Origin of the sequence: Ensifer sp. Root558 (assembly GCF_001427045.1) — a bacterium.
Classification (GTDB): Bacteria; Pseudomonadota; Alphaproteobacteria; order Rhizobiales; family Rhizobiaceae; genus Ensifer; species Ensifer adhaerens.
Genome location: NZ_LMGC01000025.1, coordinates 13,038 through 30,166 on the forward strand (window position 1 = coordinate 13,038; position 17,129 = coordinate 30,166).

At 60.3% G+C, this 17,129-nt stretch carries 14 protein-coding genes and 1 pseudogene; 9 read left to right on the plus strand and 6 right to left on the minus strand.

The features are described 5' to 3' along the window. The first annotated feature begins 121 nt into the window (after window positions 1–121). Both ASD63_RS23415 and ASD63_RS23420 read left to right on the plus strand, forming a co-directional pair. Complete coding sequence (locus ASD63_RS23415; RefSeq protein ID WP_060529880.1) at window positions 122–1,216, plus strand: LacI family DNA-binding transcriptional regulator; 1,095 nt, start codon at window positions 122–124, stop codon at window positions 1,214–1,216. 268 nt (window positions 1,217–1,484) lie between these two features. Next, a complete protein-coding gene (locus ASD63_RS23420; RefSeq protein WP_162253363.1) occupies window positions 1,485–2,123 on the plus strand; it encodes an FkbM family methyltransferase in 639 nt (212 codons plus the stop codon). A 512-nt stretch (window positions 2,124–2,635) separates the two neighbouring features. On the opposite strand, the gene ASD63_RS23425 is transcribed toward ASD63_RS23420, so the two are convergent. After that, complete coding sequence (locus tag ASD63_RS23425; RefSeq protein WP_162251031.1) at window positions 2,636–4,381, minus strand: sigma 54-interacting transcriptional regulator; 1,746 nt, start codon at window positions 4,379–4,381, stop codon at window positions 2,636–2,638. 348 nt (window positions 4,382–4,729) lie between these two features. Here ASD63_RS23425 and ASD63_RS23430 point away from each other — a divergent pair, with 348 nt between their 5' ends. The 6 genes from ASD63_RS23430 (at window position 4,730) to ASD63_RS23455 (ending at window position 11,387) form a co-directional block, all read left to right on the plus strand. Beyond that, complete coding sequence (locus ASD63_RS23430) at window positions 4,730–5,782, plus strand: NAD(P)-dependent alcohol dehydrogenase (protein WP_060529883.1); 1,053 nt, start codon at window positions 4,730–4,732, stop codon at window positions 5,780–5,782. Window positions 5,783–5,870: 88 nt separating this feature from the next. Then, window positions 5,871–7,427, plus strand: a complete 1,557-nt coding sequence (locus ASD63_RS23435) for an extracellular solute-binding protein (protein WP_082572970.1) — start codon at window positions 5,871–5,873, stop codon at window positions 7,425–7,427. Between the two features lie 90 nt (window positions 7,428–7,517). Further along, window positions 7,518–8,399 carry a sugar ABC transporter permease gene (locus tag ASD63_RS23440; protein ID WP_060529884.1) on the plus strand — a complete coding sequence of 294 codons (882 nt, stop codon included), beginning with the start codon at window positions 7,518–7,520 and terminating at the stop codon, window positions 8,397–8,399. Continuing rightward, window positions 8,399–9,232, plus strand: coding sequence for a carbohydrate ABC transporter permease (locus ASD63_RS23445; RefSeq protein ID WP_060529885.1), 834 nt, complete (start codon window positions 8,399–8,401; stop codon window positions 9,230–9,232). The genes ASD63_RS23440 and ASD63_RS23445 overlap by 1 nt, the downstream gene beginning before the upstream one ends. Before the next feature lie 8 nt (window positions 9,233–9,240). Beyond that, window positions 9,241–10,323, plus strand: a complete 1,083-nt coding sequence (locus ASD63_RS23450; RefSeq protein WP_060529886.1) for an ABC transporter ATP-binding protein — start codon at window positions 9,241–9,243, stop codon at window positions 10,321–10,323. Continuing rightward, a complete protein-coding gene (locus ASD63_RS23455) occupies window positions 10,323–11,387 on the plus strand; it encodes an ABC transporter ATP-binding protein (RefSeq protein WP_060529887.1) in 1,065 nt (354 codons plus the stop codon). Before ASD63_RS23450 ends, ASD63_RS23455 begins: the two co-directional genes overlap by 1 nt. Window positions 11,388–11,576: 189 nt before the next feature. Here ASD63_RS23455 and ASD63_RS23460 read toward each other — a convergent pair whose 3' ends face one another. The 3 genes from ASD63_RS23460 to ASD63_RS23470 form a co-directional block, all read right to left on the minus strand. Further along, entirely contained in the window at window positions 11,577–12,464 is an 888-nt protein-coding gene (locus tag ASD63_RS23460) for an NmrA/HSCARG family protein (protein WP_060529888.1), read from the minus strand. Between the two features lie 104 nt (window positions 12,465–12,568). Continuing rightward, window positions 12,569–13,588 (minus strand): NAD(P)-dependent alcohol dehydrogenase, encoded by a 1,020-nt coding sequence (locus ASD63_RS23465; RefSeq protein ID WP_060529889.1) that lies wholly within the window; start codon window positions 13,586–13,588, stop codon window positions 12,569–12,571. A 70-nt stretch (window positions 13,589–13,658) separates the two neighbouring features. Further along, window positions 13,659–14,069 carry a DoxX family protein gene (locus ASD63_RS23470; protein WP_060529890.1) on the minus strand — a complete coding sequence of 137 codons (411 nt, stop codon included), beginning with the start codon at window positions 14,067–14,069 and terminating at the stop codon, window positions 13,659–13,661. Window positions 14,070–14,184: 115 nt separating this feature from the next. Between ASD63_RS23470 and ASD63_RS23475 the strand changes: the two genes are divergently transcribed. Continuing rightward, on the plus strand, window positions 14,185–15,093 hold the full coding sequence (locus ASD63_RS23475; protein WP_060529891.1) for a LysR family transcriptional regulator: 909 nt from the start codon (window positions 14,185–14,187) through the stop codon (window positions 15,091–15,093). A gap of 479 nt (window positions 15,094–15,572) precedes the next feature. Here ASD63_RS23475 and ASD63_RS23480 read toward each other — a convergent pair whose 3' ends face one another. Both ASD63_RS23480 and ASD63_RS23485 read right to left on the minus strand, forming a co-directional pair. Next, entirely contained in the window at window positions 15,573–15,878 is a 306-nt protein-coding gene (locus ASD63_RS23480) for a helix-turn-helix domain-containing protein (RefSeq protein WP_060644481.1), read from the minus strand. Window positions 15,879–15,940: 62 nt separating this feature from the next. After that, window positions 15,941–16,950, minus strand: a pseudogene (locus tag ASD63_RS23485) (IS30 family transposase). Window positions 16,951–17,129: the final 179 nt, after the last annotated feature.

Consider the following 17,129-nt stretch of genomic DNA (forward strand, 5'->3'; position numbering starts at 1 on the left):
CAACTGCATGTTTCCGTCAATCGTCTCTGATTGAAGGGGAAAAACATGCAGAAATTCAAAGTGCTACAGCGACCTTTGCACGTCTCCTAGACGCGCGGTGCTGTAGGGTAGGGGAGCACACATGGCCAAGGGAAACGGGCGAAATCTGGAGAAAAAGGGGGAAGGACGCCCAACCATGACGGATGTCGCCAGGATAGCCGGCGTTTCCCAGTCAAGCGTTTCCCTGGTGCTGAACGAGATGTCGGGCTCGCGCATCTCGCCCGAAACGCAGCAGAAGGTGCGCGAGGCTGCTCATAAAATCGGTTATAAACTGCCAGCGACCCGAGGTCCGGTTGCAGCGGCGCCGGCGGTGGAAAAGGACACAATCGCCTTCATCGTCGATGAAATCTCCACCAGCCCGCACCCGGTCGTCAGCCTCGACGGCATTCGCGATTATGCTTTCGAGCAAGGCATGCTGGTCTCGGCGCATGTCACCCGCTCGAATCCGGAACTCGAGGAAGCGGTTGTGCGGTCGGTCCTGCGCGACCCCTCCATCGCCGGCGTCATTTACGCGACGATCTTCACCCGCAAGGTTGCCGTTCCCGAGGCGTTGGCGCCGCTGCCGACCGTGCTTCTCAATTGTTACTGCGAGCCGCGCCAGCATGTGGCGATCGTGCCGGGGGAGGTCGCCGGCGGTTTCGCCGCCACAGCGCATCTGACGGCGCTCGGCCACAAGCGCATCGGCTTCATCAACGGCGAGTGCTGGATGGACGCCGCCATGGATAGGCTCAAAGGCTACAAGCAGGCGCTTGCCTCAGCCGACATCGCCTTCGACGAAACGCTTGTGCGCGATGGCGACTGGCTGCCGCTTCGCGGCTACGAGGCCGGGTTGGACCTGCTCTCCATGCCCAACCCGCCGACAGCCATTTTCTGCGGCAACGACCTGATGGCGATCGGCGTCATGGAGGCGGCCCAGGAAAAGGGCTTGCGGGTGCCGACCGATCTCTCGGTGATGGGCTATGACGACCAGGAACTGGCGCGCTACACCCATCCGCCGCTCTCGACCCTCGTGCTGCCGAACTACGAAATGGGCCAGAAGGCGGCTGAACTCCTGATCGACATGGCGATCCACGGAAAACACATGCGGCCGATGACGATAAAAGTCGACGGACCGCTGGTGGTCCGCGATACCACCGCTCTCCTGTCCGCAGCCAGAGCTTCAAAGAGCGCTCGATAAACGCCGCCAGCAGCGCTCCCTCCCTTGCCCCGCCGCGGCGCGCGCGAGGCCGTGACGCCGACGCCGGTATCTAGATACTTCGGATCCCTTGCTCAACGTGTGTCATCAGCACGACCGCCATAAAAACGCTCGTTTGTACACAACGGTTACGTGTGTTATCCGGCCGCCGTGATTTTCGGCGGTCCGAGAGTCTGCGTCTAGCAGACTGCACTCGCGGTAATGGGATTGGTTGTCGATGTTTGAGAAGGAAGCCTACTGGGTTTCGTGGTTGCGCTGGCATCTCTATCGAAAGCGCAGGGGCAAGCAGGGAGATGCCTTCAAGGGTGCCCTGCTGAAAATGCGGACGGCCGTGCGCAGACTGCCAAAGGGTGCACTGGTGCTTGATTGCGGCGCCAACGTGGGTGATGTCAGCGGCTATTTTCTGGCCAAGGGAATGAAGGTAATCGCGTTTGAGCCGGACCCGACTGCACTTGCGGTCCTCAAAGCGCGCTTCCCGAACGAGCCGCGACTGGTCATCGAGCAGAAGGCTGTCGGGGCGGCCGCCGGCTTTGCGCCTTTCTATCAGACCGAGGCGCTTGCAGATGGCAACATCAAGGAGACGATTGCCTCCTCCTTGATGCGTCGCGACGTTCACACGACGGCACCCGTTGCTCAGGTGGAGATCGCCAACCTGGCTGAATACATTCGTGGTTTGCCGGAGCGCGTGCGCATCCTCAAACTCGACATTGAAGGTTACGAGGCTGAAGTCCTCGAAGCCCTGCTCGCGGAACGCCTAGAGCGTCAGATCGACTTGATCCTGGTGGAAACCCATGAATTCTTCTCGGAAGAGCTAGCCGCTCGGATCGGTGCGCTGCGCTTGCGGATCGAACGGGAGAAGATCACGAACGTCTGCCTGGATTGGCACTAGAGCAGGCGGATCGTCGCTCTCACCTGGTTACGCTTGGGTACTTGGTGGCGATCTTGCAACATCCATGGCAACCAGGAGGCAGGTGCTTCCGGTCGAAGTCTCGCGCGAACGTCGAGTCTTGGTTTGAGGGGCGAAGGGCAGTAGAGGCTTGCTTCTCGTCGTCAGTCACTCGCCAACTAAGGCGCGCTGGATTGCTCAGCATAGGTTCATCGTCGCGCTAGACCAGCCGTGACGCCCCACCAAGAAACCGTGTCATCTGCTTCTAGCAGAAATCGAGATATACTGAGCATCGTCATGTGGCCGCCACCGTGGCAATACATATGAAGGGACGCGCGGTGACCCCGGCGACGGCGTGTCACTCGTTCGAGAGCAGTCAACCGCGCAACTAACCGTTCGGAGCGAGAAGGGCAATCGCGCCGGAGCGAAGCGCTTCGATCAAGTACTGAGCGATGGCATGGGTCTATCGATTTATTTGAGACGGGCAGCGGCCTGATCTGTCCGCGCGCAAGCTCCTAGCGCACGTGCTTGTACACGGTCGTTCGCGACAATCTCAGAATGCGCGCCGTCTTTGCGATGTTCTGCCCGGTGATATGATAGGTCGACCGTATTTCGCTGCATTTGCTTCGGTCCAGGGGGCGCGAGTGACACCTGTCGCAAGTGTCGTCGGCGTGCCTCCCACCCACTCCGCTGTCGTCGAAGGAGTCTTCGTCAAGGTAGTCCATGCGCCGCCGCACGAGGGCGCGTTGGAGTGTGGTCTTCAGTTCACGTATGTTGCCTGGCCAGGAATGGGTGGCGAGACGGGCGATCGCCGCATCCGTGATCGGCGTGTCTGGAGCGAATCCTTGCATCAGGTGCCGGACTACGCCGGCGAAGTCGCTGCGGTCCTTGAGCGCCGGAAGACTGACGCTGAAGGCGTTGAGACGGTAGTAGAGATCGGCGCGGAACTCCCTGGCCGCCACCATTTCCTGCAGATTTCGATTTGTGGCAGACACGATCTGGACGTCGACCTTTCCGGTCTTATGTCCCCCTACGGATCGCACTTCCATGCTGTCCAGGAAGCGCAGAAGCGACGTCTGCGCTGCCAACGGGATGTCGGCAACCTCGTCAAAGAACAGCGTTCCCTTGTCGGCGGCGCGGGCAAGTCCCGGCGAACCCTCGGTGCGTGCGTTTGTAAACGCGCCACGCTCGTGGCCGAAGATCTCGGCTATGAACAGGTTTTCCGGCAGGGCACCGCAGTTCACAGCGACAAACTCGCCCTTGCGCCCACTCAAGGTATGGACGTGGCGGGCCATCAGGTCCTTTCCGGTGCCCGTCTCGCCCGTGATGTGGACGGGCATGCGCAGCTTTGCCGCGTCGGCGACGTCGGCAATCGACCGATTTACCTTCGGATCGTCGCACACAAAGTCAGGCGCTCCCGCTCGCGGCAGAAGGGCAGGTGAGGCAAGCAGCGGGCTGGAAGGCATGACCGCTTTGCGCAGTCCGATCTGGCGGCAGACCATGAACACGCCGCTTCCGGCTTTGTCACGGATCCGAATGGCGCCACCGCCGAGGAGCTCGTCCATCGCCGCTCCGAATCCGGCTTCGAACAGATCGTCGAAGCGACTGCCGATCATTGCAGGCAACCCGGTCAGCAGTGCGCGCCCCGGCCGATTTAGCGAGATCACAAGTCCGTCCCGGCTGATAGACAGCAGGCCGGCGGACAACGTATCGAGATATTCGACACGCGGGTGGAAGGCGAAAATGAAGCTTTCCGAACATTCCTGGTAGATCAGTCCATTTTCGATCTGGGCGGCCGCCATCCGTACGAGCGCGTGGGTGTGCTCCTGACGGGCCTCATGGGCACAGGAAGCGTCGAGCAGGCCGAGAATCTCACCGCGGGAATTGAGAATCGGCGCTGCCATGCAGCTCAAGTGGCCGTGACAGGCGAAGTAGTGCTCGCGGCCATAAATCGCGACGGGCTTGTGGTTCGCCGCAGCAAGGCCCAACGCGTTCGTCCCGCGCAGCCCTTCGTCCCAGAGGCTTCCGGGAATGATCGATCTTCCGGCGGAACTGTCGGCGAAGTGAGCGTCGCTGATGGTATCGAGCACCACGCCGCCAGCATCAGCGAGGGCGATCATGAAATTGGATCCCGCAATCTGGGAATGGAGGAGCTGCATCTCGGCCAGCGCCAGTCTGCGCAGCGCTGCATTGTGCTCGCGCCGTTCGTTAACCCGCGCGAACGGAACGACGCAGCTTTGCGGCTCCGCATTCGGGTCCAATCCCAGATCACGGCATCGCTGCCAACTGTCGGCCACGAGAGAAGGCAGGCCGCCAAGCGGCAGGCGGCCACCAACCTCCAGTGCGCTGCGGGCGCGCTCGATCCCTGAAAGATGCATGGCTCCTCCTCATGCGCTCATCCCGGCCCAAAATGCGTCGCGCGCGCTGCCATTGCAATAGACAGAAACTGAACACTTTCGAATGTACAGGCGTTCAACCAGTTCACACTCCGGACATGCGTAGTTTCGGTTAAATACCTGAAAGACATGGATAAATAAATTTGGCACAGCCCTTGCTACCGTCACCGCCGAACGCGGACTTGTTGTCCCGCGGAACGAGGAGTGACAGGCATGAAGGCACAGGTGCTGACCCAATACGACGACTATCTGAAAGCAGACCAGTGGGTCTCGCTGCAGGATGTACCCGATCCCAAGATCACCAAGTCCAGCGACGTCATCGTCCGGATCGGAGGCGCAGGGGTCTGCAGGACGGACCTTCACATCATCGAAGGCGTTTGGCGCCCACACATGGATCCCTCCGGCAACAGCCTGCTACCGCTCATCATGGGGCACGAGAATGCGGGCTGGGTCGAGGCGGTCGGCAAGGAAGTGGAGGGCATCAAGGTCGGGGATCCGGTCATCGTCCACCCGAAGATCTCCGGCGGCACCTGCCTCGCCTGCCGACGCGGCTTCGACATGCACGGGCCTGGAAAGTTTCCCGGGCTCGACTGCAATGGCGGCTATTCCGAGTACCTCTGCACCTCTGAGCGAAACATCGTGCCGCTGCCGAAGACGTTGGCACCGAAGGAAGTCGCTCCCTATGCCGACGCGGGTTTGACTGCCTACCGGGCGGTGAAGAAGGCGACCCGCCACCTGCTGCCGGGTGAGCGTTGCGTCGTCATTGGCGCGGGCGGCCTTGGCCACATCGGCATCCAGTGCCTGAAGGCGATGTGCGCGGCAGACGTGATCGTGGTGGACATTTCCGACGCGTCACTCGCGCTTGCGGGGAAGATCGGGGCCGACAAGCTCGTCAAGGCCGACGGCAACGAGGTCGAGGCCGTGCTTGAGCTGACGGACGGGCAGGGCGCCGAGGCGGTCATCGACTTCGTCGGCGAAAAGGGCACCACCCTGAAGGGGCTCGCCATGACCCGTCCGATGGGCAGCTACTACGTTGTCGGGTACGGCGAGGACATTCGCGTGCCGACCGTCGACCTGGTCATCACCGAGAAGAACATCGTCGGCAACCTCGTGGGCACGTGGGCCGAACTCACCGAGCTGATGGCGCTTGCAGACCGCGGTCTCGTGGATCTCACGACCGTGGAGTACCGCCTGGCCGACGCCAACCAAGCCCTTCGGGATCTCCGTGATGGAAAGATCCACGGCCGCGCCGTCCTGATCCCATGAAGAACGATCGGGAGGCGTCAGCAGGGCCCTCCCGAGCGAACCAACCCAACCAAAACCAACTCGGGCAACCTGTGGGAGGAGACCACACATGAAACTGAAGAACTTCCTCTATGCGTCGGCTTGCGCTCTCGCGACGACAGTCGCATCTGGCGCTCAAGCGGCGGAGATCGACTACAGCCAGTTCGGCGATTACGCAAAGTACGGCAAAGCCGAGGATGTCCCCGGCGCGTGCTCATACGAGGCGATCGACAAGAAGGACTATTCCGGGCGCACCCTGAAGGTCATCAGTCACGCGGTTCCGGTGATCGGAGAGCCGACCGACCTGCACGCCAGGCAGTTCGAGGCGCTGACCGGGGCCAAGGTGGATGTCGTCCATATCCCCTTCGGTGATCTCTATCAGCGCATCATGATTCCGTTCCAAACGGGGCAGGCGGCGTACGACGTTCTGTTCTACCCTTCGCTGTGGATCGGGGACCTTCATAGCTTCCTCGCCCCCGTTCCCGACACTTACAAGGAACTCAGCGGCCTCGATGAGGTAACCACCAACTACAAGGACGTCGCGACCTGGGGCGCCGAAATGGTGCAGTATCCGGTCGACGGCGACCGTCACTACATGAAGTACCGCTCGGATATCTTCGACAATCCGGAGATGCAGGTCAAATACAAGGCCGAGACCGGGCAGGACCTCAAAGTCCCGGAAACCTGGGAGGAATACAACGCGATTGCGAAGTTCTTCTCGGGCTGGGATTGGGCCGGCGACGGCCAGCCGCATTTCGGAAGCGCAGAAGTGACGAAGCGCGACGACCTGATGTTCTCGGCCTTCATCAGCCGTGCGGCCGCGTATGCGAAAAACCCGAACGTGAAAGGCGGCTTCTTCTTTGATCTCGAGACGATGGAACCGCAGGTCAACAATCCGGGCTGGGTGAAGGCCCTGGAAATGTTCATCGACGCGCAGAAGGCCTTCCCGCCGGGGGGCGCGAACTTCGGGCTGGGCGATGAGATCTTCTCGTTCGGCGGCGGCCAGACTCTGATGAGTTACTCCTGGGATGATGCCTTCGTGCAGGCTCAGGAAAGGGACAGCCCGATCCGCAACAAGGTCGCGGCAGCCCCGCTTCCCGGTGCCAACGAAGTCTGGAACCGCACGACGAAGACATGGGACAAGTTCGAAGTGCCGAACGCGCCGCCATACGTCACCTGGGGCTGGACCTCCGCGGTCGCAAAGGCGTCGAAGAACCAGGACATGGCGTTCGACTATCTCTGCTTCTTCTCGAATGAAGCCAACACCACCCTCGACCTGCAGATCGGCCGCTTCGGGGTTAACCCGTACCGCAGGACGCACTTCGACCCGCAATTCTGGCAGGACAAGCTCGGCTGGGACCGGAAGGTGGCGGAAACCTACGTGCTCACCCTCAGCGGCATGGATGAAAGCACCAACCGAGTCTTTGACCTGCGCGTCCCCGGCGTGAACCAGTTCATGTCGACACTCGCCAACGGAGTGGCCGAAGCCATGGCCGGGCAGAAGAGCCCGCAGGAAGCGCTCGACGGCGTGGCTGCCCAGTGGACCGAGATCGTCGCCAAGGTCGGAGCGGACAAGGTTCGTGCGGCCTATGCGAACGTTGTTGAGCTCGAGGACCGGGGACGCTGAGGCAATCGCTTAAGCGACGCAACAGACGGGGCGGCTCGCCGTCCCGTCTGTCCTTCAAACGTTCGATATCACATGGGGACAAGGCGCATCATGGGTCACACCGGGTTTCGCTTCTACAAACTATCTTTCCTGTTGCCAGGCCAGCTCGTGCTCCTCGCGATCATTCTCTTTCCGCTGCTGTTCACCCTCCGCGTCTCGCTGTCGGGCTGGGACGCGATCTCGCCCGGACTTGGTTGGACTGGGCTGGCGAACTACGCAGCCCTTCTTGGCGACACGCGGTTCTGGGAGGCGATGCTGCGCTTGTCGGGTATGGCCCTCGGCTCCGTTCTGATCCAGTACACGCTCGGATTCGCGCTTGCACTGCTGGTCTGGCGCGAGATCGCCCTGCGCCGCTTCTTCCGGGTCCTGTTCCTCATCCCAATGATGACGACTCCCGTGATCATGTCGGTGATCTGGCGCACCATCTTTCATGAATCGCTTGGCCCGGCCAACGACCTGCTCGGCGCGATCGGACTTGGTCCTTATCCATGGCTCACCTCCGCGAACTTCGCGATGGCGGCGGTCATGATCGTCGAGATCTGGCAATGGACGCCGTTCATGTTCCTGCTGCTGCTTGCGGGCCTCCTGAGCCTGCCGCGGGAGCAGTTTCTGGCTGCGGCCATCGACGGAGCGGGTCCGATCCGGACGTTCTTCAACGTGACCTTTCCTCTGCTGGTTCCGGTGTCCATCGGAGCGATCGTGATCCGGCTGATCGAGGCGTCGAAGATCATGGAGACCGTCTACGTGCTGACCTCCGGTGGACCGGGAACCGCGACGGAAACCGCTGGCTACTACATCTACATCAAAGGACTGCGCGATTTCGAGATCGGGTACGCGGCATCCCTTTCCATCACCTACCTGGTGATCATGATCGTGCTGCTGACGATCGTCGCCAAGCTCCTGGTTCGCACATTCATCGGAAGGAGCGCCTGATGCTCAAGATCCTCAAATACCTCGCCGTGGCGTTCTGGAGCGCCTTCGTTGTCGCGCCTCTGCTGTGGGCGATGACCACGAGCTTCAAGTCGGCAAACGGAGTGACAAGCGGTCCGACCTATCTTCCCTTTGTCGGATATGAGCCTTCGCTCGGCGGCTGGCGCAGTCTCTTCGGCGGTGCTGGGGGCATCGACATCGCGAAGCCCTACCTCGACAGCCTGATCGTGACTGGAAGCGCCAGCTTCATTTCGATCGCGCTCGGGACACTTGCGGCCTACGGGCTGTCCCGGTTCGACTACCGGGCTGGCATCGTGAAGAACACGGACATCATCTTCTTCTTCGTCTCCCAGCGCATCATGCCGCCGATCGTGCTGGCGATTCCATTCTTCCTTATGCTCCAGTTTCTCGGGCTACTCGACACCAAGGCAGGGCTGATCCTCGTCTACGTTGCGCTGCTTCTGCCCATAGCGGTTTGGATCATGGTCGATTTCTTTGACGGGGTCCCTCGCCAGATAGACGAGATGGCCATGCTCGACGGCTGCACGCCATTCCAGGCCTTCTGGCGCGTCGTATTGCCGAACTCCGGAGCCGGAATCCTGGTCGCGGGAATGTTCTGCCTCATCTTCGGCTGGAACGACTTCTTCTTCGCCTTCACGCTGACTTTCACCGACACGCAGCTCCTGCCGGTCGCCGTCGTTTCGTTGAATTCATCGGTGACGCCATGGTGGAGCCTTTCGGCTTCCGCCCTCGTGTCCGTCGCCCCGCTCATCCTTATCGCCGTTTTCGCCGAGCGCCTCCTGTCGCGCGGCACGCTTTCCGGCGCGATCCGGTAGGAGACAATATGACCCTTGTTCTCGATAAACTTGGCCTTGCCCGCAATGGCGAGGTCCACCTCGATGGCGTGTCAGCCTCGTTTGAGCGTGGCAGCCTGACCACAGTGCTTGGACGCACCCTGGCGGGCAAGACGACGTTGCTGAGGGCGATCGCCGGACTTCAGCCGATCGACAGCGGCAGAATGGAGCGTCAGGGCTGCGAGTTCGGCTTGTTGCCGCCGTGGCGGCGCGATGTGGCCATGGTCTACCAGCAGTTCATCAACTATCCGCATCTCTCGGTCTTCGACAATGTTGCTTTTCCACTGCGGCAGCGCGGTGTCCCGGATGCCGAAGCGCGCAGTCGCTCGGAGACCGCTCTCGGCATGGTTGGGCTTTCGGATTTCAGAGCGCGAGCGCCGACTGCGCTGTCGGGTGGGCAGCAGCAACGTGTCGCTCTCGCTCGAGCGCTCGTACGTCGCGCCGACATCCTCCTTCTGGACGAGCCACTGGTCAATCTTGACTACAAGCTACGCGAGCAGTTGCGAGAGGAGTTTCGCGGTCTGCTCACGAGCCAGAGCGACGGCATCGTGATCTACAACACGACCGAACCCGCAGAGGCGATGATGCTGGGCGACCGCATCGTCGTGATGCACCACGGCCGGATCTTGCAGGCGGGAACGCCAAAGGAAGTGTTCGAACGCCCGGCAAATGTGGCCGTGGCCGGGATCGTCAACGATCCGCCAATGACGATCCTGCACGGAAGACTTGAAGATGGCCGTGTAACCTTCGGGAATGATGTCGGTTTTCCGGCGCCGAAACATATGGATGAGCTGTCCCGCGGCTCCTACCGGTTTGGCATCCGCGCAACGGAGATCTTGCCCAGTGAAACAGGAGGTGTGATCGGACGAGTGGAGTTCTCGGAGGTCTCAGGATCGGAGACATTCGTTCACGTGGTGACACCGCTGGGCGAGGCCGTGATGCAGCTTGAAGGAGTTCACCACGTGCTCACCGGTTCGGAGATGCGCCTGTCTTTCAGGCCTGAACGGCTTTTCGCCTTTAATGCCGACGGAGAGGGCGAACTGCTCCGGGCTCCCACGACAGGAGAATACTGATGGTTGCTATCCATCTTGATCGGATCGGGCATACATACGGGACGTCCGCCGCATACGCGCTGGAAAAGACTGATATTCACTTCGAGAATGGCAAGACGTATGCGCTCCTGGGTCCGTCCGGTTGCGGCAAGACGACGATGCTGAACATCATATCCGGGCTGCTCACACCCTCCGACGGTCGGGTGTTGCTGGGAGGTCGGGACGTGACCCGCGTCAGGACAGCAGACCGCGACATCGCGCAGGTCTTCCAGTTTCCCGTTGTCTACCAGTCGAAGACCGTTTTTGAGAACCTCGCGTTTCCGCTTCAGTGTCGGGGCTGGGAACGAGGCCGGATCGCTCGCAAGGTGAACGAAATCGCCGAACTTCTTGATCTCACTGCGCGTCTCGATCAGTCGGCTCGGAGGCTCACCGCTGGCGAGAAACAGTTGATTTCACTGGGGCGCGGACTTGTGCGCGACGACGTCGCGGCGCTTCTCATGGACGAGCCACTCACCGTCATCGACCCCCACATGAAGTTCGACCTTCGGCGCAGGATCAAACAGGCCAACGATCAGACCCGCCACACCGTCGTCTACGTCACGCATGATCAGAACGAAGCGATGACCTTCGCGGACGAAATTCTCGTCATGAGCGCCGGCCGCGTCGTCCAGCGCGGCACCCCGCGCGAATTGTTCGAGGAGCCACGCAACGTTTATGTTGGGACTTTCATTGGCTCTCCTGGAATGAACTTTGTTCGGGCGGAGCGCGGCGAAGGAGACCTTCGGCTCGGCGGCGTTCCTCTCTTGAGCGGAGAGCGCTGTCACGGGATCCCTCACTCAAGCGAGGTAATGTTTGGAATAAGGCCGGAGCATCTTCAATTTGCTACCGTCGAAGAGGCTGGGATCCCAGCCTCAATCCTCGCCGTGCAGAACCTCGGCAGCTCCCGTGTGGTGGATGTCGCCATCGGGACACACCGTTTGCGGATAAAGGTCCGGAGTGACGTTTCCCTGCCGACAGGACAAGTGCAAATCCGGGCAAATGCCGATCAAATCCGTTTATATACCGGGCAGGATCTCCTTAGCTGATCCGAGAAAAATGGGCGACGGTTTTAGATGACCCCAATAACGAGCCGACGTTCACGAATCCCTGATGGAGGACGTGCAGTTCAGTCCTCTCGCCGGCTACCTTCGGCAAACACTTGGCGGGTGCCCTTGTAGCAGTTGTAGCGGAAGCCAACCAGGACGCGCGGCGAAACGCCGCGCGTCCTTTCGAGGTCAGATAGGCTGATATCGGAAGTGCTCTCGGGCCCACGGCAGGAGTTTCGTCGGCTGCTTTTCCGAGACCACGTTTGCAAGCTCGACGTCAGCCGCGGTGAGCGTGCCCATGTAAGTGTGCGCCTCAAAGTAATCGAAAGTCGCCTCAACTTCCGCCGGAAAGACGCCCGGCGGAGCGCGATTAAACGTGAATTTGTGTCCGAGCTGCCGAAGTGTTTCAATGATCTCGGCGAAGCTCATGAAGTCACCAACCAACGGCAAGTATTGGCCATTGCCTGCCACTTCAGGGCGGGCGAACGCCCCTGCGACGATGCCACCGAACTCGTTGATGTCGCCCATGTGAATGCTGCGCGAGTCTGGGTTCAGCGGGAGCGTCCAGCCATAGGTGCCGTCTGATTGCTGCTGCGGCGCCAACACCGTCAACAGGTTCTGATAATAGAACGGCGGGACTACAAACGTGTGATGCGCGAATCCGGCGGAGCTTACAATGCGATCCACCTTGGCCTTACCGGTGTAATGCGGAACGTTAAAACGACCGGCGCTAATCGTTTCGACATCCGGCAGTGTAGACCAGATCAGGTGCTCGACACCGGCCTCTCTAGCAGCATCGATTGCAGTTGTTGCCTGCTTGATCTCGTCGGCCCCCTCTTGCCAGAAGTTCGTCACGAGGAAGAGCCCATGTGCACCCGAGAGGGCCGGCTTGAGGGTCTCCGGTCGGTCAAGATCAGCCTCAACGACTTCGTCGGCAAGATCGCTATGTACGCTTGGATAACGGGTGAGGGCACGGGTCTTGAATTGATTATTGACCTTGAGGGCGCGCAAGACAGCGCCTCCCTGCTGGCCGGTTGCGCCGATGACGGCGATGGTCTTCTCAGTTCTGGATGACATGTTCATTTCCAATGTCGGTCTCGAGTTTCGGTGCCGAGAGCGTTTCTGCGCTTCCCCGGTTTTCGCGTCAGATACTGGGCGCTTCGCAAGAGCGTTCTTTCCGCCTAAGCCTGTCCGTCTCCTGCAATATCGATGACGATCTTTCCGAAGGGGGCGCCGCGAACCTGGTGTTCGAATGCCTCCCGGGAGCTTTCGAATGCGAAACGCTTTCCGATAACAGGGTGGATGTCATGCTTTTCGATGAAAGCGTTCATTTCCTCGAAGAGCTTGCGCGAGCCGACCCGAACCCCGCGCACGTTGACCGTGCCGCCGAGGATCAGCATGGGGTTCAGCGCTCCCTTAGGGTTCATCAGGCCGACAAAATGCACGGTGCCTTCGCGGGCAGTTGCAGCTATCGAGCGTTCCAACGTGTCGGACCCGACGGCATCAACGACGTGCTCGACGCCCTGTCCTCCAGTGAACTCACGGGCGCGTAGGTGCCAGTCGGGATCCGTCGTGTAGTTGATGACGTGGTTGGCGCCTGCTTCTTTCGCGAGGGCGAGTTTTTCATCACCAGACGAGATGACGATCGTCTTTGCTCCCAGCGCTCTGGCGAATTGCAGTGCAAACAACGCAACGCCGCCTGTTCCGGTGATGAGCACTGTTTCCCAGGCGCGGACGTTTCGAACCGCATTCCATGCGGTGACCGCGGCACATGGAAGTGTAGCGGCTTCCTCGTAGGTGAGGTTCTGGGCCAGGTGGACCAGTCCCTCCTCATGGAAAGTCCTGAACTCTGCGAGCACGCCATCAATCCCGTGTCCCAGTGTCGTGCTGGAATCAACCGCATGCGACGGGATGGGGCCGTAGATCCAATCCTGCACGAAATTTCCCACAACCCGGTCGCCGACCGCGAAACGACGCACCAGCGGGCCGACGGCGACGACCTCGCCTGCGCCGTCCGAAAGTGGAATGGTGGCGCGCGGGAGTTGAATTCCGTCCTCTCCGTTAAGGTAGAAGCTGTCTTTGTAATTGAGGGACGCTGCCCGCATTTTCACCAGCACTTCGTTTTGTGCCAATTCAGGCATAGGCTCGTCGAATAGATCGAGCCCGTCCAGGTGCGGAGCTGTCAGTCTAAAAGTGCGCATCTGCGATGTTTTCCTTTGGCTTGTCATCGATACCGGGCTCGCCCCGCGGTCTGGCGTGGCAGAACATCAATCATGCGGCGGGGGAGCGATCGGAAATCCCTCGTCCGTCGACGCTAAGTGCGCCCGAACCAAAGGCGACGATCTGCAGCAACCCGCCCGCGATCGCCATGTTTTTGAGGAAATTCGTCGCCTGGATCTGGTCCGCCAGATCGGCGTGAAACGCGAACGCGGTCACGATACAAAAAGCCGCAAGCAGACCCGCTACAATCCGTGACCTGAAGCCGACAAAAAGGAGGAGGCCACCGCCGATTTCAACAACGACGGCGATCAGATATGCGAGATCGGGGAGGGGGAGGCCGGCGGAGGCGATGTAGCCCTTGATCATGGCAGCGTTGGTGATCTTGGAGAAGCCGCTCACCAGAAAAATCATGCTGATGAGCAAGCGGCCAACCGGTGGAAGGTAGCGGATGTTGTTAGACATTGCGGAGATCTCTCGTCTTGAGCTTGGTCACTGGAACGGTGCTGACGATTAGCTAGACGGTAATCAACCGAACAAAAAGCTGGATAATATTGCGCAATTTGTTCTAATAAGTGGGATGAACAATCCGCATCCACCCACACTCGAGCAGCTCCGCGTGTTCCTCGCCATTGCGGACGCCGGAAGCTTTGCGGGTGCTGCAAGGCAGCTCAACCGCGCGACATCCGTTGTGAGCTACCAGCTCGCGAACTTGGAAGCGCAGTTAAACCTCTCGCTGTTTGACCGTCGGACGGCGAAACGGGTGAGCCTCACCGAGGCGGGCCGGGCACTGTTGCCCGGCGCTCGGGCAGTCACAAGGGAGGTGGGCGGTTTGCTCACCCGCACCAGAAGCCTCCTGCAAGGCGAAGAGGCCGAAGTCTCCCTCGCCGTCGACGTGATGATGCCGATCCCCACGCTCACCGAAATCCTCAACGCATTCAGTGCTGCCTATCCGACCGTTACCCTGCGATTGCATGTCGAGGCTGTTGGGGCTGTGACGCAGCTCGTGCGCGACGGCGTCGCCGACCTCGGCATCAGCGGGCCTGTGCCGACGGCTGCAGAGGGTTTGGAGTTCGTTCCACTCTACTCAATTGCCATGGTTCCGGTTGCGGCCCCGAATCATCCGCTTTCCGTGGAAACAGACAGCGCAGTCGCCGCGCTTAAGGCGCGGGATTATGTGCAGCTTGTCCTATCGGATCGCTCGAAACTATCTGAGGGTCGGGACTTTGGCGTTCTCTCCGAACAGACATGGCGCCTGGCTGATCTTGGTGCGAAGCACGCATTGCTACTTGCGGGGGTCGGATGGGGATCCATGCCAGAGCCGATGATAAAACCTGACCTGGAAGCCGGTCGATTAGTGCGGCTCCCCTTGAACCTATGGAAGGACGCTCGTTATCATCTTAGGGCAGTTTACAGGTCCGACAAAGCTCTGGGACCGGCGGGTCGTTGGCTGTTGGATCGGGTTCAGCGCCGTGAAATTGGCGACTGACCGAAGCACCATACAGATGGAGCCTGACATCCTCGTCGCCATGATCAGTCGCCAGTAAATCAGCGAACACGGCTCCGAGCGTAGTCTCGACTGGTCGGACCGGCGCACAAAGGCGTGCGACTGAAAACCACGCTCATACCAGCAGTAAATGACCTCCGGCCCCGTGGGCGGTCGCGAGATTGCCGATCATTCAAGTGACCTTCCGTTGCGCTGCCGTGGACGGCAGCGGGCCTGTGCTCCGTAGCTGCGCCGCTTTGGGCAACTACCAGCTTTTCTGGTTCTTCCGTCGAGGGTTGGAAAGATTCGAGTTCAATGAAATGGAACAAAGCGAGGCTAGGTCGCCAACGGTGAGCGAAGCAGGGCCGGGCCGAAGTTCCGAAGCAGTCTTCGCTGCCGCCGTAGCCTGGATAGCAAATCAACCCCTGACGATAGAGACAATCGAGGTCAGAAAGCCGCATCCGGCGAGGTGCTTGTCGAGATCATGGCGACGGGTGTCTGCCACACTGACGCATAACCGCGGCGCAAAGCTGCGGGTCGCGCAAAAGCTTCCGGTAGCGCCGACGCCGGTCCTCAGCCATCTGTTGAGCCGTCACGTGCCAATAGCCCTCGGCAATGGGGACTTCACGATCGTGCCAGAAATTCCGTCGTAGCTCGCGGCAGATGGTCGAACGGTCGCGACGAAGCGTCCGCGCGATCTCCGCCTGGCTGATCTTCTTCTCAAGCATCCGCGCAATAACGCGGCGTTCATCCATACTCAACTGCGCAAAAGAGCGGGCCACATCCATCCTCCTGAAACGATGGCCAAAGGGTGTGAGTTCACGCCGAACTGCGACTTGCGCGTGCAACGCTAACCGACACGCCGCATTTGCGCGAGCAGTTTCTTGCGGAAGACTTCCGCGGGCGTTCGATAGCCGAGGCACTTTCGGGGCGTCGAGTTAAGCCGATCGCAAATGTCCTTCAGGTCACCGTCGGTGATCGATAGAGGATCCACCTCTCTCGAAAGCCATTTGCGAGCACGGCGATTGGTGTTCTCAACGGTGCCTTTTTGCCACGGCGCCTGCGGGTCGCAGAACCATGTCTGCGTTCCGATGCCAGCCTGGAGATACGGCCATTCGCTGAATTCGGTGCCACGGTCAAAGGTAATCGACCGGCGGGCGAGATGGGGCAGGGACTGCAGCGCCTGGATCAGCCCGTCCATGATCGGCTTCGATTGCCGGTCGTTGTTGCGCAGGAAGACGGCAAAGCGACTGACTCGCTCGACCAGCGACGTCACATTGGCCTTGCCGAACTTCTTGCGAAATTGAATGAGATCGCACTCCCAATGACCGAACTGCTTGCGCTCGTCGACCGCGTCAGGACGATGGAGAATGTTGAGTTCCGGGCTGAAACGGCGGCCGTAGCGCCGCCTGGCATGCCGCGGTCGACGTCTCGCGCGACGTTCCGGCAGATGCCGCCACAGCTTGATGGCAAGGCCGTCTGCGGAATAGGCGAATTTGTAGATCGTCTCGTAGCTGACGGAAATCGGATGACGCTCAAGCCGCATGCGGCCGGCGATCTGCTGCGGCGACCAGCCATGCATGATCCGCTCGATCACCGATCGGCGCACATGCGCAAACCGAGCAAGCTTGCGCAGCTTGGCTCTGCGCTCACGCGCCATCTCGTTGGCCGTGACACAGTAGTAGCCGCTGAGCTCCGGCATTTGCACATCGTCGAAAGCATTGCGGCTGAGTTCCCGGAAAATCGTCGAGCGATGCCGCCCAAGCTTCTCGGCGATCACAGTGACACTCAGGCCAGCCGCTCGCCACCGGCGATCCTACGACGTTCATCCATATCGATTTGGGAGTAGGTGCGTCTCATGAGCCATTCCTTGCGAGTGACAACCCATTGGTATCTATCGCAAGTCGCACTTCATCCTTGAACCCACCCGGCTGCAGATTTTGTGGCAGCCAAGTTGAACTGTCCGCTTTGGCGCAAAGTTAAAATGTCAATTTGGGCGGCGCGTCGTCAGCCATTTAGACATGCGACACTCGACATCT

Coding starts and splice junctions, on each gene's coding strand:
- ASD63_RS23415 (WP_060529880.1), top strand. CDS start 122: ATGGCCAAGGGAAACGGGCGAAATCTGGAGAAAAAGGGGGAAGGACGC.
- ASD63_RS23430 (WP_060529883.1), top strand. CDS start 4,730: ATGAAGGCACAGGTGCTGACCCAATACGACGACTATCTGAAAGCAGAC.
- ASD63_RS23435 (WP_082572970.1), top strand. CDS start 5,871: ATGAAACTGAAGAACTTCCTCTATGCGTCGGCTTGCGCTCTCGCGACG.
- ASD63_RS23440 (WP_060529884.1), top strand. CDS start 7,518: ATGGGTCACACCGGGTTTCGCTTCTACAAACTATCTTTCCTGTTGCCA.
- ASD63_RS23445 (WP_060529885.1), top strand. CDS start 8,399: ATGCTCAAGATCCTCAAATACCTCGCCGTGGCGTTCTGGAGCGCCTTC.
- ASD63_RS23450 (WP_060529886.1), top strand. CDS start 9,241: ATGACCCTTGTTCTCGATAAACTTGGCCTTGCCCGCAATGGCGAGGTC.
- ASD63_RS23455 (WP_060529887.1), top strand. CDS start 10,323: ATGGTTGCTATCCATCTTGATCGGATCGGGCATACATACGGGACGTCC.
- ASD63_RS23460 (WP_060529888.1), bottom strand. CDS start 12,464: ATGTCATCCAGAACTGAGAAGACCATCGCCGTCATCGGCGCAACCGGC.
- ASD63_RS23465 (WP_060529889.1), bottom strand. CDS start 13,588: ATGCGCACTTTTAGACTGACAGCTCCGCACCTGGACGGGCTCGATCTA.
- ASD63_RS23470 (WP_060529890.1), bottom strand. CDS start 14,069: ATGTCTAACAACATCCGCTACCTTCCACCGGTTGGCCGCTTGCTCATC.
- ASD63_RS23475 (WP_060529891.1), top strand. CDS start 14,185: ATGAACAATCCGCATCCACCCACACTCGAGCAGCTCCGCGTGTTCCTC.
- ASD63_RS23480 (WP_060644481.1), bottom strand. CDS start 15,878: ATGGATGTGGCCCGCTCTTTTGCGCAGTTGAGTATGGATGAACGCCGC.